Source organism: Solilutibacter silvestris (assembly GCF_002895945.1).
In the GTDB taxonomy this organism is placed as follows: domain Bacteria; phylum Pseudomonadota; class Gammaproteobacteria; order Xanthomonadales; family Xanthomonadaceae; genus Solilutibacter; species Solilutibacter silvestris.
The window spans coordinates 1-15105 of sequence record NZ_NPZB01000002.1 but is presented as its reverse complement, the minus strand read 5'-3'; the positions used below and the strand labels follow the sequence as shown (position 1 = coordinate 15105).

Annotated in this window: 11 protein-coding genes and 2 pseudogenes; 3 read left to right on the top strand and 10 right to left on the bottom strand. The window is 55.1% G+C overall.

Features of this window, described 5'->3' with window-relative positions:
* Nucleotides 1-20: 20 nt before the first annotated feature.
* Nucleotides 21-980 carry a UDP-glucuronic acid decarboxylase family protein gene (locus tag Lysil_RS07685; protein ID WP_103075055.1) on the top strand — a complete coding sequence of 320 codons (960 nt, stop codon included), beginning with the start codon at nt 21-23 and terminating at the stop codon, nt 978-980.
* Between the two features lie 128 nt (nt 981-1108).
* Here the strand turns inward: Lysil_RS07685 and tnpA are convergent.
* Together tnpA and Lysil_RS07675 are read right to left on the bottom strand one after the other, a co-directional pair.
* A pseudogene (gene tnpA, locus Lysil_RS07680) lies at nt 1109-1544 on the bottom strand (IS200/IS605 family transposase).
* Between the two features lie 314 nt (nt 1545-1858).
* Nucleotides 1859-2578: a 4'-phosphopantetheinyl transferase family protein gene (locus Lysil_RS07675; protein WP_103075961.1), complete on the bottom strand. Its 720-nt coding sequence runs from the start codon at nt 2576-2578 to the stop codon at nt 1859-1861.
* A 390-nt stretch (nt 2579-2968) separates the two neighbouring features.
* Between Lysil_RS07675 and Lysil_RS07670 the strand changes: the two genes are divergently transcribed.
* Together Lysil_RS07670 and Lysil_RS07665 are read left to right on the top strand one after the other, a co-directional pair.
* Nucleotides 2969-3937 (top strand): sulfotransferase domain-containing protein, encoded by a 969-nt coding sequence (locus Lysil_RS07670; RefSeq protein WP_103075054.1) that lies wholly within the window; start codon nt 2969-2971, stop codon nt 3935-3937.
* Nucleotides 3938-4435: 498 nt separating this feature from the next.
* Nucleotides 4436-6337 carry an ATP-binding cassette domain-containing protein gene (locus Lysil_RS07665; RefSeq protein ID WP_103075053.1) on the top strand — a complete coding sequence of 634 codons (1902 nt, stop codon included), beginning with the start codon at nt 4436-4438 and terminating at the stop codon, nt 6335-6337.
* 136 nt (nt 6338-6473) lie between these two features.
* Here Lysil_RS07665 and Lysil_RS07660 read toward each other — a convergent pair whose 3' ends face one another.
* From Lysil_RS07660 to Lysil_RS13560, 8 genes and pseudogenes are all read right to left on the bottom strand, one after another.
* The gene (locus Lysil_RS07660) at nt 6474-6695 is read right to left on the bottom strand and encodes a hypothetical protein (RefSeq protein ID WP_103075052.1); all 222 of its coding nucleotides are present in this window, start codon (nt 6693-6695) and stop codon (nt 6474-6476) included.
* Between the two features lie 259 nt (nt 6696-6954).
* A complete protein-coding gene (locus tag Lysil_RS07655; protein ID WP_103075051.1) occupies nt 6955-8130 on the bottom strand; it encodes a hypothetical protein in 1176 nt (391 codons plus the stop codon).
* 2 nt (nt 8131-8132) lie between these two features.
* Entirely contained in the window at nt 8133-10040 is a 1908-nt protein-coding gene (locus Lysil_RS07650) for an ORC-CDC6 family AAA ATPase (protein WP_103075050.1), read from the bottom strand.
* Complete coding sequence (locus Lysil_RS07645; protein WP_103075049.1) at nt 10040-11143, bottom strand: phosphoribosyltransferase-like protein; 1104 nt, start codon at nt 11141-11143, stop codon at nt 10040-10042. Before Lysil_RS07645 ends, Lysil_RS07650 begins: the two co-directional genes overlap by 1 nt.
* Nucleotides 11144-11145: 2 nt before the next feature.
* Entirely contained in the window at nt 11146-13098 is a 1953-nt protein-coding gene (locus Lysil_RS07640) for an HAD-IIB family hydrolase (RefSeq protein ID WP_103075048.1), read from the bottom strand.
* An 8-nt stretch (nt 13099-13106) separates the two neighbouring features.
* Nucleotides 13107-13688, bottom strand: coding sequence for a riboflavin biosynthesis intermediates N-glycosidase (gene ybiA / locus Lysil_RS07635; RefSeq protein ID WP_103075047.1), 582 nt, complete (start codon nt 13686-13688; stop codon nt 13107-13109).
* Entirely contained in the window at nt 13685-13843 is a 159-nt protein-coding gene (locus Lysil_RS07630) for a hypothetical protein (RefSeq protein ID WP_205756919.1), read from the bottom strand. Before Lysil_RS07630 ends, ybiA begins: the two co-directional genes overlap by 4 nt.
* An 830-nt stretch (nt 13844-14673) precedes the next feature.
* Nucleotides 14674-14944 (bottom strand): annotated as a pseudogene (locus Lysil_RS13560) (transposase); the annotation flags it as partial.
* Between the last annotated feature and the right edge of the window lie 161 nt (nt 14945-15105).

Genomic DNA, 15105 nt, shown 5'->3' with positions numbered 1-15105 from the left:
ACCATAAGGTCAAAGCCATCGTGAGAAAATACGGACTAAGCAAGAAAATCCTTGTGACTGGCGGTGCTGGTTTTCTCGGAAGCCACCTCTGCGATCGTCTTCTGGAACAGGGGCACGAGGTGCTGTGCGCCGACAACATGTTCACCGGTTCCAAGCGCAATATCGAACATCTGTCGGGCCACTCGCGCTTCGAATTCATGCGCCACGATGTGACCTTCCCTCTTTACGTCGAAGTGGACGAGATCTATAACTTGGCTTGCCCAGCATCGCCGATTCATTATCAGCACGATCCGGTGCAGACCACAAAGACCAGCGTGCATGGCGCCATCAACATGCTGGGTTTGGCCAAGCGCGTCCGCGCGAAGATTATGCAGGCATCCACTAGCGAGATTTATGGCGACCCTGAAGTCCATCCGCAGCCAGAGTCCTACTTGGGGAAAGTGAACCCCATCGGCCATCGTAGTTGCTATGACGAAGGCAAGCGCTGCGCCGAGACCTTGTTTTTCGATTATCACCGGCAGCATAAGATACGGGTCAAGGTAGTTCGCATTTTCAACACCTATGGCCCGCGAATGCACCCCAACGATGGTCGCGTCGTCAGCAATTTTATCATGCAAGCTTTGCGCGGCGTGGATATCACCTTGTACGGCGACGGCGAGCAAACTCGCAGCTTTTGCTACGTGGATGATCTGATCGATGGATTTATTAAGGTAATGGAAACCATGGACGATTTCACCGGGCCAGTCAATATTGGTAACCCGAGCGAATTCTCGATGCGGCAATTGGCGGAACTGGTGGTCGAGTTAACTAATTCGCGCAGCAAAATCGTGCACGCCCCACTGCCGCCAGATGATCCTAGACAACGCCAACCGGACATTTCTTTGGCAAGGCAGACCTTGGGCTGGGAGCCCAAGGTAAAACTGCGCCAAGGTCTGGAAAGAACCATTCAATATTTCGAGCAACTTCTGGGTGCAGCATGAAAACCCGCGCTGACACTGTAAATATCTTCCGGCTGAGCGGGACATTTGAGTGTGAGCCGCTCAAAGCGGCGGGCGGTATGTTGCGTACTCCCTATTAAATTAAGTGTGCCGCCTGAAGGCGACTATGATCACCTCAATAATTGAAGCTGATCCAATCGGCGGTCTTCTGCCTCCCGCCTCCTGATTCTGAATATGCGCCTGAATCACTGTTTCATCCCCACCCACCGTCGAAACAAAGTAGCCTACAACCCAAAGCTCTGATCCACTAAATTTCGCCAACGATCTTCAAATGCCCGCGCCAAATGGATCGCACACTTTCCTTTGATATATCCAACCACTTGCGACACTGCGTGCTTCGGTGGAATTTTCAATAGCATACGGACGGGCTGGCATCAGGTGCTCATCTTCTATCCGGCTCTCCTTCTGCTCGGCCAATTGTCGGAATACTTCCTCCAAGTACTTTCGCAATCTCACGTACAACGTCTTGCGTCGACACTTCAGGATAAACACCACGTGGCAAAGGCCCTCCCACTGGTTGTAATTTGAGCTCTCATACTTATCAATCTCCGTTTCGTTCGCTTGGCGGCTCGCGGCTCGGAGCCGCGGAACGGACTGCCGTAAAGGTTACGTGTCCGGCAGCGCCGGAGGATTCACGTGTTGGTCTAACCTTCAACTGTTGTTCCTTCATCGATCAATGAGTCAGGCGTACCTCGAGAATCGAGGGATTCGCCGCCGCTAGCTCTGGCAAGCAATAACGCCGAACTGTAATGGTTTCCATACAAGAAAGCCCGAAAGCTTCACCAACCTGCGTTAGTGAGCGGAAAATTGATAGTAAAATCGCGCCTTCAAAGGCCAATGCACGAAAGCGCCTCTGCTGGTCACCATGCGCAACTCGTAAGCAAGACATCCGGGCGTACTTCGATCCAGCACAGAGTATAGCGTTGCCCGGCAAGCAGCGCCGGTGCAAGGGTATCGACAATCTCAGCCTCAAGCCTAGCTTCGATGGGATCGCAGTACACGATCTGCAGTGTCCTGAAGTCGAAAATCCGACCGATAGTGGATGCTGTGGCCTTGTAGAAACTTTCCTTTGTGGAGAAGGCGACGGTCAGTGCGTACGGCCAGCCCTTTAGGTTGGCAAGTGCGGCCAAGTGCTCGCATTCGCCACAAGTGACCGCCATGTTTCGTACCGATGGTATTTGATCGGACGCGATGAGTTCTTCAATATCGATGCCGACGCAGGTCACGCCGGCGTTCATGCGCATCGCTACCGCCACCGCGAGGTTGCGAGCGTGCGAAAGGCTACCGATAAATCCGGCAGGCCATGCCGGCGATCGATCGGCATGGATGGGCAAGTCTGTTGCATGATTGCCTGCTTCGCGAAGAGCGGCCAGTGCTGCACGTCTTCCGGCAAGGTATTCGGCTTGTCGTTTAGTCACGCTGCGTACAATGGAGGGTGGTCGAGCAATTCCATAACGAGTGAAGTCTTGCTCGTGGAATGTCGCCGCATCGAAGGGAAGGATAAACGCCGGCGGGAGGGCCATATTGTGGGCACCCAACTCCACACTGGCAAGCCCTGCTAGCGTAGAGACTGCTGACATGCTGGATGGAAACCTCCTCATTTGCCATAGCATAGCTTTCCCGTGACGGATCAATCGCAGGTGTTGCCTGACTATCGCCGAAGCCAGATGGGACATGTTCGATTAGATCGAGTGTTTCCACAATCCGATCGTCCAACGCTGGCTCGATGCCCGTGATTGGGCATTTAGACTCTTATCCAACCAGTCCGTGGAAATGGGCTAGAACCCCCGCGAAACAAATCCGCTACGGTTGGAACAAGGGCGTTGCCTTATGATATCCTCGCCGCTGCTCCACAAATGTAATGCATTGGCGAGCAACGGCGAATGGAGTGCCCACTCGAAGAGGCGTCACCCGACGATCATCGTGGCTGACATCGATCTCGGCACGACCAGATATCAGGATCGCGACACATGCCCACTTTAAAAAAAAGACTCGCACAAAGCGAGCTCGCGCGCTTGATAGATAGCGCGCTTGCACATCACATCGATCCCAAGGACTGTCTCTTGATCACCGGCTTCTGGCGAAGCGGAACGACATGGCTACAGCAGTTCTCGGCGCGCGCGTTAAACGCCAAAACCGTCTTCGAACCAATCTCCCCGGATCAAACAGATGCTCACGGAACAGGACTCAAAGACGTGTCACTGTTCCACATGCCCTTCGCAAGCGCGAATTTCTCAAATAACCACCGACTTGGCACCTACCTATCTAAAGCAGTGAGATCTTCCGTTGCGGACAGGTGGACGAGACATCTGAGAAAAAATATAACCGAATCATTCCAACAGAGAACAGTGTTAAAGGATGTTCGTGCAAGCCTGTGTGCGCACGCCATAGTCGACATAATGGACATTCGAGCCATCCATTTAAGGCGAGATCCTCGATCCGTGCTTGCGAGCATTCTACGAGGGCACTGGGGAAAATGGCTCGAACCCCTTTCGCTAAAAGCGCAACTTCTCGAGATTGACGATGGCCGATCAGAATATTTCGAAAGATGGCGTAGCGAAATCGAATTTTACGACAAGAAGTGTCTATTGAAGCGAGTGACCGCGTATTGGGCGATGACCGAACTATTCTTGGAGTATTCGTTCTCGACAAAGAGGAACAAAATCGTTCTTGAACGTTACGAATCATTGGTGCGCAACCCTACATCGGGCATCCCCGCCATTCTTCGCCGACTTGGATATCCAGTCCTGGACGACGCGTCCGGACTAAGTTATCTCACGAGCGCCACTGCCGTTCCGGGCCGATGGAATGCCTCCCTCGACGATCTTACCAACGGGTGGAGGCGCGAACTCAGCGTTGCGCAGTCGTCGGATATCGAATCAGTCATTCGCAGTTTCGACGGCTTCCTACTAGAATGCGAATCTGTTGATACACCTTAAACTTATTGGTGGCCAATGTTGGTAGGGTTCATGTCGAAGATAGCGTAGGTTACTCGACGACCATCGCCAACCAAACCACCGGAGGGGGCACGGTCTTTTGATCGATCCTTGATGCTTTTCGGCCAGGCCAGCCACGCAGCTGAAAGCTCAATCCGAAGAATCAATTTCGACGAATGCATGTGAGGGGAAGAAATTGGCGATGAAGACGGAGGAGGTGCTGAATCGGCTTCGATATCGGGTTTGTCTGAAGAGAGTGTGACCGCCCCTTCATGCACAGGATGTAGCAGAACCAAAAAGTTCAGTCTGTACCAACAGCAGAACCGTCAGGCAAACCTCTCATGAATTGGCCAAATACAATTGGTTAATGGATTGATCCTCGCCGTGGGGATGCCTCCGGTGCGATAGCCTGACAGGCTAACATGCGTTGACAACCCTTTAATCAATCACTTGGCCATTGCAAGCTCGTTTGGATTCGGTGTCACGCACGGGAGTCAAAGTATGTCGGAAGAAACACTAAAAGAAACTTCTTGGCAGAAGCGCGATGAAAGTCAACGCAACGGTCGGGCGTCTCTACTGCGCACTTATATCCGCGCATTGGCGCTGCTTGCGCGTGAGCGACGATTGGCGTACTTGCTCGTTCTGACGAACCTCGGATTAGCCGCCGTCTTCCTTCTCGAGCCTTGGTTCTTCGGCAGAGTGATTGACGCGTTATCGGCTGGAAAGTCCGCCGACGCGTGGAAGAATATCGGCTTTTGGACGGCGATCGGCGTGGCGGGCATTGTGACGGGCGTTTTCTCATCCCTGCACGCTGACCGTCTGGCGCACCGTTGTCGAATGGAGGTTATGGCGCAATACATTGAACATGTCATCTCGCTTCCGATCTCTTTCCATGATCGCAACCATTCCGGAGGCCTACTTCTCACGATGCATACAGGAACTTCTTTTTTGTTCAATGTATGGCTGACTTTTTTCCGGACGCATTTGAGTACTTTGATCTCCGTATTAGTCGTGATTCCGCTTACTTTGTATCTGAACTGGAAATTGGCGATTCCGTTACTAGGAATGATGGCCTCATTCCTAGCTCTCAGCATATTCATGGTTCGGCGAAACACCAAGGCCCAGATGGCCGTTGTGGAGCTGAACAAAAGGATCGGCGATCGGGCTGGCGATCTTTTTGCGAATGTAATGGTTATTCAAAGCTATTTGCGCGTCGCGAGTGAAATGAAAGTGGTTAGGAACATGCTCGAAAACATGTTGAATGTACAATATCCTGTATTGCGCGGATTCGCGCTCTCGTCGATTGCGCAGCGTACTGCGAGCACACTCACTGTAGTTGTGATATTTGCCTTGGGGGTATGCCTCAACGGAATTGGCGAAATTACCGTCGGAGGCATCGTGAGTTTCGTCGGATTCGCCATGCTAATGCTCGGCCGACTGGAGCAATTGGCATACTTCCTTTCGGACCTTTCTAGGCAAGCCCTGTCTATCGGTAGATTCTTCACTATTCTCGATACCTGCGAAATAAAGCAGGATAGGCTAGACGCGCCAGATCTTCACGACGTGCGTGGCGAGGTCGTATTTGACAACGTGTCCTTTCACTACGAACCCCAGCATGGTGAAGATCCTCGGTATTCCCTTAAGGATCTGAGCTTCAAGGTGCTGCCGGGACAGATGGTGGCACTCGTAGGTGCAACCGGATCGGGCAAGACAACCGCTCTGTCTCTTCTTTATCGCGCTTACGATCCCAGCCGCGGTTGCATTTTTGTGGACGGGGTCGACATCCGGAACGTGAGCAGAGAATCGCTTCGCCGCCAAATGGCTGTTGTTTTTCAGGAACCCGGACTGCTCAATCGCTCGATTGCCGACAATCTTCGGATGGGCTGGCCGGAAGCTAGCGACGCGGAGGTGGAAGCCGCGGCGGTTGCTGCGCAGGCGCACACATTTGTGACCATGAAGCCGGATGGCTATGGGACCATGGTAACTGAACGTGGCCGCTCGCTTTCTGGCGGTGAACGGCAGCGCCTAGCAATTGCTCGAGCGCTCTTGAAAAACGCACCGATCTTAGTTTTAGATGAGGCGACGAGTGCGTTAGATGTTGTAACGGAGATGCATGTCCAGAAAAGTCTCCGTAACATGACGAAACCTAGGACGACGATTGTCATTGCTCACAGGTTGTCCACCATTCGTCATGCCGATGTCATTTTGGTGCTCGATAATGGTCTGTTAACAGAGCAGGGAACCTTTGATTTCCTCGTTCAAAAGAACGGCATGTTCGCCGACTTAGTACGGAGCGGAGAGTTTTCAATGGATGCGTCCGCCTCTCCGGCGAACGCAACAAGCGCGCCAGGAGCGAGCACCACTGAAATGTCCCGCAAAAGAAAGCCTAATCCTCAACGGTAGATTCCAACGTCAGTTCCAGCGAACAAGCGAAGCGGTCTGACAGCCACCCACGACGGACGTCCCAAACCAATGTAAATTCCAACGATAAGCCGGCTAAACATGTCGATCACAACGTACAGGACCGGTCGCCCGATGATCAGATTAGGTCAAGTCGCGGCGATACCAGATAGATGTCGGCAATCGTGGCGTCGATTTGATACCTGCTGCCAAGACCCATTACTTCTGCGTTCGAGGTTCCCAGCAAGCCACGCAGATCTTTGTCGTACAGCTTGGCGTCCATCCGCTTACGTTTGATCTCCAGACGCAGGTGGTCCTTGTTGGTCCAGTATCCGAACTGATCACACGTTGGGATACCCATTGAGTCTCGATCTCCTCCTTTCGGAGGTGCACGACCCGCCCGGTGTCTGGATCGGTAGTCTTAACCGCAGAGAAGTCCCCGACCATCCGCCTGAAAGCACCGATGAGCATGTGCTTCCCTTTTCCATTGCGAGTCAAAAAAACATTGGGCGGAATACCTCGTGGCACAGAGATTATTTCTCCGAGCTTTATTACGACCTGAGCTGATCAGGCGGTTACACGCATCAAGAAACAAGTCAGCATGTTGCTCATGCATAAGTCTAAGAGTCCGGTTCTGCTGAGGTATAAGCCGCGCCGGTTAAGAGCAGGCTGCAAATGTCTGGCTTGGAAGCACTGACGGCTTGTGCAGGGACGACGTAGCGCGTGGGTTCTGCATGGGGAATCGCTACGCCGTACTGCGCACCCAGGTCCTGTGGCCGCATCTCAAAGCAGGCCAAGCCGGCCCCGAGGGTAATGAGCTTGCTACCAAACGGCGTTACCACGAGCCGGCAGCCTCCCAGAATGGCCATGCTCTCGCGGTAACGCTTCATCGCTCCCAGCAACTGTCGATACGCTTCGAACGGCTGAGCTTCGTGCACGTAAAGGACATTGCTGGTAGGGGTGCGCCGTGACTCAAAGAGCACCTCCTTGTACTCGACTAGCAAGCGGTCCGCCCGGCGTGGATCACGCGAAGGGTGAGGCACGACTGGGCATACTTCCGCCTCTCCCGGAATGTCGCTGCCTTTGACAATCTGCTGCAATTGGTTGAGCCGATGCTCGCCCAGAATCGGAAACCAGACCAACGGCCAGTCTTGGACGCTTTCGGCTTGCATGGCGCTGGAGAAGCCGGGCACCCAGACGATCTCACTGCTAGGATCCTCCGCCATGATCTGCCCGTCTAAGGCAGCGTCTTCGGCCACGAGCACCTGAAAATTGACCCCGCCGGCGGCCAAGACGTTCTCCGCCTCCTTGTCGGGGATTAAGTGGTGAAGAATGCTCGTCAAAAGCGCTAGGTAGATGACCCTGGGCAGCGAGCTGGCATCAAGGATGATGTCCGTCTGATCGGTCACCATTTGCAGGATCGCATCCCTACCTGCGCGCAGGGCGCTGCTGGAGCTTAATTCTTCTCCCTCTTCTGAAATTCCGAATCGAACATGCTCGACATTGCCTATCGTCGAAAATATGTCTGTCAGCTTTTGGCCGTTTTCTACGGTCAGCTGTTCTAGGTCTTCGTCCAGGCTGTAGTTGGAGAAGTTGATCAGCGCCAGACAGGCAGATTCGACCGTTGCGCTCGATTCGAGAATGCTACCAATGCATTCACGCATGACGACTTGCGCCCTGACGTCGAAGCCACTTCCGCCTATGTACAGCAATCGCACAGGGCGATTATCGAACATGTGCTCCCAGAGTTCATTGGCCTCCGACCCGCGCCGGAAAACGTATTGATCCCACAGCATCCCTAGCTCCCCATCGCAAGTCGCTGCCGCGGTTTCCAGCCCCGCAGCATCCAGTCAATCAAGTCCAGGCAGGCCACGTCTTGCCATCCCCCCATTTGCAAGGGCAGGCCGAAGTTGGCGCACAGCGTGCGGTTGAGGTAGAAGATGGAACCTGCATCCCGCGCAGTGCTTGCCGAGCTAAGACGCAAAATGAGCAGGTTTTCCGCCACACATTCGGAAAGGACCCGCTTCAGCAGGCCACCATGTTCCCCCAGCACCTTGCTCTGCAACTTCTCCATCTCCGTTTGCGACAACCTCACACCGGTCACACCCGGCGCATAGGGGGCGTTGGGCAGGAAGGTCCGTTCGCGGCAGTAACCGCCGATAGAGGTAATGAGCTTCTGAGCTCGTGTTCCCTCCATATGGTGCTTGGGAACGAATTTGAGACGCCGCGCCGCGGCATCGCTAAGAATCTTCTCCTGATCGACAGGAGATAGTTCCGGGCTACGCTTTCTCAGAACTTGGCTGGCAACGATGCCATCGTAGAGAGCGGCTGCCATCGATAGCAGCTCCTCAACGTTACAGGTCGCCATGGTGCACAGGCGCTCAAGGCCGTAGTAATACGGTAGCCCAAGCTCTTCATGGCATTGGATTTCGGCCGCTCCACGCAAGGCTGAGCTGTCCTTGTCGTCAATCTCCTCTGCTGGCAGGACCAGATCGAAGCTCATTTGCTTCTTGCCGGCATCGCGGGCCATGAGAATCCGCGTGACGAACAGCTCCAGCAACGTGTCAACTGTCTGGTCCGCAGACTTCTTCTCCGCCCGAGCGATCCACTCGCTGTAGCGCTCAGTCTTCTCATACGGCTGGGTTGCGGCTCGGAAGGTATCGATTCCAGGCTGGATGAATTTCCGGATTTCTTCGGGTTCGAGTTGCTCTCTCAGGCGTTGCGAGAAGTTGCCGGTCACCGCCACTTGGCGATTCATCCGCCGGTCCAAAACATTCAGCGCAAAGGGTATGAACTGATGACCGCCCTTCAATCCTCCCCACAGCTCTTCAAGCGAGTACTCCTGGATGTCCCTGCCTGTTCGCGCGCCTTGCGAAAGAAGCGACTCTTCAAGCACTACCGTTCGCATGGCGAGCCAAACGGGGATCTGCGGGCGTTGAACGGTCAACTCGTCGATCAGCAACTCGCGCTGTTTGCGGCGAAGTCGGTGTAGGTCATCGATCATTAATAGACGATTACCACCCACCGCCACGCCATCACGAAGGAACTTGACTGACTGAAGCCAGAGCACGCTTTCGAAGCGGCTGCTCGAAGGTAACGCTTGCGGGTTTCGTCCGGAGAACGCATCCAGCTCGGCGTAAATGCGTTTTTCCTGCGTCTCGGCCCACTTTGCTAATGCGCTAGCTGAAGTGAGTTTTGGAATGCCTTGAAGATCCTGAGCACCATCGTCGTACTCAAGCTGGATGGCCTCTAACGACTCTTCGACTCCCAATCCGAGAAACGCACCCAGACTCCGAATGGTACGCAGTACCACGCGGCAATCCAGCAGAGCACGGAACGGGCCTTCGTCAATGGCTGCGCCAGGGGGAAGATCCGCATACCCAGACGCACAAGAGATGAGCACCCCAAGCAGTTGAGGACCTTCCAGATCGTCGAGAACGCCTTTCTCGACAAATAGGGGGAAGGATTCCTTCAATTCATTGGCACCCTTACCACGCCAGAAGCTGCGAAGAACGCTGGGAGTAAACGCGCGAAGAATCGTGGTCTTGCCACCGCCGGGTGCGCTACGGAAAACATGCAGCCCGCCCTTGAAGGCTTCACCTGAAAGCTTCTCGAGAATCTTTGGTGAGAAGACCAGCGCAAATTCCTGATCCGAGGTCGTCCGCTCCGACCGGCGCTCCAAGAAGGGATTTACGTTGTATGCCATCAGAAATCTCTGTGCCTTGCCACGCGGGGGAATAAGCCCGAATACTTTAAGTGCTCAGGTCCCCAGAGCAGGTAGATCGAGTTGTTAGGGGTGTTGTGGGACAGCACGACCGGCAACGCACAATTGGCAAAGCCCATGCGGCCATCGGAGCCGCCCACCTTCATGTGCTCATCATCGACTTCCGGATCAAAGTACTTTTCCTTGGCCAGTAGCGCGGAAAGCGTCCCGGCCGGGGCTTGAGTGAGGGCAAGATTACGTTCCAGGGGACAGAGCACACGCAACTGCAGCGGCTTGAATCCTCGTTCGGAGGTAAAGCGTTCACACCAGTACTCGATGTGATCAATGGCTTGCCGTGTGGCCACGTACAACACCAGAAACACTTCATAGTGGGTAGGGTCGATTAGCCCACCCCGATGAAGCTGGTCGTATATCTTTTGTAGCTTTCCACCATAACTCTTCTCCTCGCTGTCGTAGCGGATGTAGGTGTTGCCGCTTCCCGAAAAATCGTCGAGCAGCCAGATGAGATTAAAATGTGGCTGCGCCTCCTCAAAGCCGGCTTTCCCAAGTTCAGTCTTGAGATCCTTGCGCATGGAGGCAGACTTCTGCTCGCCTAGTTCGTACGCCTGCCAGATCTGCTCGTTGCTGATTTGATGGTTGCTGGCACGGCGCAATTCGTTGGTGCGAGCGCCATCGCTCAACCCCAAGTAGAGGGATTTCAGTCTCAGCTCCTTGAACCGCCGGTGCCCGCTCAGCCTGCCGACCTCGTGAGTCGGTATATCGTGCTCTTCGGCAACCAGTCGCAGGCGCTCCTGGACGATGATATCTGGGTAGACCATGTCGACCAAGTGGGATATTTCTCGGTCCGAGAAGAAGACGAGCTTGTCCTTTACCAATGTAAGCGCCGCCTGCCGGTCCTCTACATCAAGGCGATTGAGCCATAGCGCTAAACTTTCGATGAACCGGCGACCTGGCCCGAACCGCTGGTACTGGTCGTACTTGAAAAAAGCGAGCAACTGCAGTTCAGGCACATGATCTCGGACGGGCTCTTGATCCTGCCATCCCATTACCCGTGCCAACAGCTCTGCTGCATTGAGATCCTGCATGGCTACTCATCGGTTGCTGGTTCGTGGGAAAGCCAGACCTTGAACCATCCCTTATCACCCGTCTGGAATCGGTCTAGGTACCAAATCGTTGCATCGACGTCGCGCTTGTGGCCTGGAGCGAGCTTCCATCCCCGATCCAATCTGCGGGACGGCATGTCCACGCTCAGCGAGAAGCGGTGTTCAAGCAGAGAAACATCGTTACCAGGCCAAGCCCCCTGGTCACCCACCGTAAGAATCTGATGAGGATCGATCTTTTCCTGCTGGATGATGTGCGCAATGAGCCCTGATTTGCTCACCCCGGGTGCCAGTACGTCGACTGAATGCTTGCTGCGAAAGAGCGTGCCAGTCGTTAGGCCCGCTTGGCGCAAGGCATCGGCAACTACGAACCACATTTGGTCCGTAGGCAGTCCGTCCCTGAAGCGAATGCTGACCTGATACGGATGGGTGGGTTTGATGCGCTCGATCGGCACACCGAGGGACTTCAGTTTCCGGGCAATACGGGTAACGTGACTAAGGAATTCCACTGTGCCGGTTGGCACACTCATGGCCGTCGCCGCCGTACCGATCCAACCACCGTTGTAGAGTCCTAAATACAGCTTCTCCAATATCTGGATCGAAAGCACCTTGGCCAGTTCCTCTTGGATGGAGTCCCCGCGACCGGAGGCAATACCGACGAAGACCCCTGCTTCCACGAGGCGCTTGATGTGGTTGACCACAGGTGCCGAGGGGGGGGCAGTCTTGCGCTGCGAAGCAGTCAAGGTGCCGTCGTAGTCGAAGACTACCGCGCGGAAATCCTGCTGTGCAAGGGAGCCAATGAACGCATCGCGAGCGCGCGCCATCCCGCTACGCCGCCGTTGCGAAGGCCATCGCGCACCGAGCGCGTCATATTTGGATTGCTCTGCCGCGGAAACTCGCTCGCGGGGAGGCGGGATAACCTCGGGCAAGTCTATGTAGTAAATTTCACGGCCAAATTGGGGCACCTCCGGTCGACCCGGATCCTTGCCCAGCTTGCCTGCAATGGCCTGCACCAGATGCATCTGACCAATGAGCCCTGCGATCAGGTCGCGTGGCGACGCGCCCTGCAGGGGCATGGCGTACATCGGTACCTCTTTGGGAAACAGCGCGCTCATCTTGTTCCAGAGCCCGCCCAAGGACGGCTCTATCAAGGCCAAGATCGCAATGTCTCCGGGACGTTCGGCCAACCAGAGATGCCGTCCATGAGCAAAGGAACGCAGATCAGCCAACTGGCAGTGGAGCAGCGCGCCCTCGGAAAGTTTCGACTCCAGATCAGCGGCGATGGGGTGCAGCAACGGCGAATAGGTCACCACGATCGCGCCGCGCTGTGTGGCCGCGTCTACGAAGCTGGCTGCCGATTGGATCCATTGTGAAATGGTTTGGCTACCCAATCGAAGCTCGTCCATGGTCGCTGGCAGTGCATCTGCGCTGCCATCAAGCTCGTTGTAGGCACGCGCCACCAGCACCGCATCGAGCAAGAGACTGTTAGTGGCGAGATAACCGTCCTTCTCTTGCAGCTCAAAGGTGTGTGCGCTGACGTCGAACAGTTGCGACACCCCATCCATCAATGGGCTCACATTCCGGTTGGTCAAGACGTGAACCTGTCGGGCGCTGTGATGCCTTGCGCGCTCTAGCGCTTCGGTAATATCGGGGTTCTTGCCCTCGGCCGAGATCAGGAACACGGGGCTTGACGAGGCAAGCGTCGGGTTGCAGATGATCTCCAGCGGTGTCGAAGGGCGAGACACGCGGCCGGTGTAGGTCTCGTGCAAATTGCACAGGAGCGATGCGACCGTAAAGGAGCCGCCAGAGCCCACACCGATGATGCTCGACTCACTCGCCCCCGCGATGGCTTCCTTCAGGCGCGATACGTCTGCCCCCATGGCCGCGGAGTAGGTGGCCGAAAGCTGGTCCAACTCAGTCTGGTAACGACTAATCCGCATCTATGTGACTAGGCCACCGCTCGCAGGGGATCGCGAGCGCGAGTGGAGGGTTTGCTCTTCTTGCTGGTGGCTTTGACCGGCAACTTGGCATGGCTGCGGAGCTCTTCACGCACCTCCATCAAGAGAACTCCAAGCATGTTCTGTCCTTTCCCATTGACTTCGCCCCATGTTCGATTGACGAGATTGTCCGTGCGGCCAGCTTCCACGAGTCGTGCATCGCCCGTGGCAAGCAACAGCGCCTTCAGATCCTCATGCTGGGTGAATTTCGCCCTCAGTACCTCTCGCATCCTACCGAACTTTGTTTTCGACCAGTTCGGATTGATATCCCAAGTGTAGAGACCATGTGCTGCCATCGCCACCAAGGAGGGCGTAGGTGCGCTTAGAATCCATTCGCGCACCGACTCTTTCCTCGCCTTGCCGGCTTGGTAGGCGTGCTCGGCGGTGGGGAATTCGCGCCCTTCAAAGACCATCGAGCGCCGAAATAGATTGCTGAAGGCCCCGTAGGGCTTTTCGTTCGATCGATAGAAGAGTATCTCAGCCTGTTTGCTGGCGGCCTTCTTCGGCTTCTGCGATGCCGCAGTTCGGGTCATGTGCTGGTCTCCTTCATTGGGTCGCTAACAGGGATGTCCTGGTTCTTGCAGTGGTTGAGGATCAAGACCTCGATCAGGCCCGTGAGGCTGCGATGGTCCAAATGCGCGGCCTGTTCGGCAGCGGCCTTCAGCCCCGGGCTCACCCGAAGCGTCATGGTCGTGGTCTTGGTTTTGGGGCGTCCCCTTGGCATGAAAGAAATGTACTGCGTTTTAATGTACTTAGATAGTACCTTGTACTGCGTTCCTGCCTAAGGCTACGACAAGACACATAGGCATATCTGAATCTCAGGCAGCGCGCCGCTGCAGCGGGGCAGACCGTCACTGACCGCGGCGAACTGTCTGGGCGCTGGTGTCTTGAATGAGGCGAAACCGCAACATGCCCGGTGAGCCACACCTTTCTAGCCGGAGGCCTGACGAATTGGCGGCGGCGCTCTTCATTACGCCAACGCTATCTACAACCCACCCAAGCACCGCCGCTTACATGCTCAATTCCATGAGCATTCCCGTGCCGCTAATTCCCGGAAGATACGCGCGTCCATCAAGGTCACGTCTCGTTTGACACGCTTGAATTCAGTGATGGCCTCTTCCGAATTCAATGCTTGGGCAAACGAGCCCCCATGTGGCCGAGATACGACGAGGTCCTGGCCCGGAGGACAAGAAGGCATCAAGGTGCGAGGCGTCTTTACATTCGAGCAGACCAACTAACATGTCGGTCGGATACTTAGCTACCCCGGCACGGTCGTCGTCACTGAAAATCGACGGTCAGTGCGTTTTGATTCTCACAGTAGATGGAACAACGGCTCTGACGATTGAAATGGGCCCAGCACCGCTCGCAGAGCGAAAAAATTGACAATGGTTACCTACTGCTGTTGTTCCCGCATATCGACCACCACATAGAAACGAATCTAACCACGCTGGGACAGGTGCTGTCCCCTTCAGTGAAATAACCGAGCTCGATGAGTTTTTTGAAGCGGCGGTGGAGTTCCGGCGGAGTTGTCTTTTTTCGGACGATATCCTTCATTCCGTCGATCACCAGCATCTGTTCGGCCACCAGCCGCTTAGGCGACTGTTCTCCGATTCCAGATCTATCAGCCGGCGGCCATCCGGCACATCCCGACCGCCGAACTTGTTGCGCCAGCGAAAAAACGTCTGATCGGTGGTGTTGTGCTTCTTCCACGGCGCCTTGATCGTCAGCGCGCCTGTCTCGGCTTCGCGCAGGATCAGATGATTTGCTCGTCGGTGAAACGCTTCTTCATGGAGTTCTCCTTGCCTGTTAAGGATAAAGAACTTTGGACCGCCCAGAGTTTCATAGACACTCAGTTGCCGCTCTGCGCATAGCGCCTTTCGAACTCTACAGGTGACAGGTCGCCAGCGGAACCATGTCGTCTGATCGGGTTGTAGAACATCTCGATGTAGT

What these genes read in the sequence shown, in the direction of transcription:
- Lysil_RS07670 (WP_103075054.1), top strand. Translation starts at nt 2,969, where the DNA reads ATGCCCACTTTAAAAAAAAGACTCGCACAAAGCGAGCTCGCGCGCTTG.
- Lysil_RS07655 (WP_103075051.1), bottom strand. Translation starts at nt 8,130, where the DNA reads ATGCTGTGGGATCAATACGTTTTCCGGCGCGGGTCGGAGGCCAATGAA.
- Lysil_RS07630 (WP_205756919.1), bottom strand. Translation starts at nt 13,843, where the DNA reads ATGACGCTTCGGGTGAGCCCGGGGCTGAAGGCCGCTGCCGAACAGGCC.
- Lysil_RS07650 (WP_103075050.1), bottom strand. Translation starts at nt 10,040, where the DNA reads ATGGCATACAACGTAAATCCCTTCTTGGAGCGCCGGTCGGAGCGGACG.
- Lysil_RS07675 (WP_103075961.1), bottom strand. Translation starts at nt 2,578, where the DNA reads ATGTCAGCAGTCTCTACGCTAGCAGGGCTTGCCAGTGTGGAGTTGGGT.
- Lysil_RS07665 (WP_103075053.1), top strand. Translation starts at nt 4,436, where the DNA reads ATGTCGGAAGAAACACTAAAAGAAACTTCTTGGCAGAAGCGCGATGAA.
- Lysil_RS07640 (WP_103075048.1), bottom strand. Translation starts at nt 13,098, where the DNA reads ATGCGGATTAGTCGTTACCAGACTGAGTTGGACCAGCTTTCGGCCACC.
- Lysil_RS07660 (WP_103075052.1), bottom strand. Translation starts at nt 6,695, where the DNA reads ATGGGTATCCCAACGTGTGATCAGTTCGGATACTGGACCAACAAGGAC.
- Lysil_RS07645 (WP_103075049.1), bottom strand. Translation starts at nt 11,143, where the DNA reads ATGCAGGATCTCAATGCAGCAGAGCTGTTGGCACGGGTAATGGGATGG.
- ybiA (WP_103075047.1), bottom strand. Translation starts at nt 13,688, where the DNA reads ATGACCCGAACTGCGGCATCGCAGAAGCCGAAGAAGGCCGCCAGCAAA.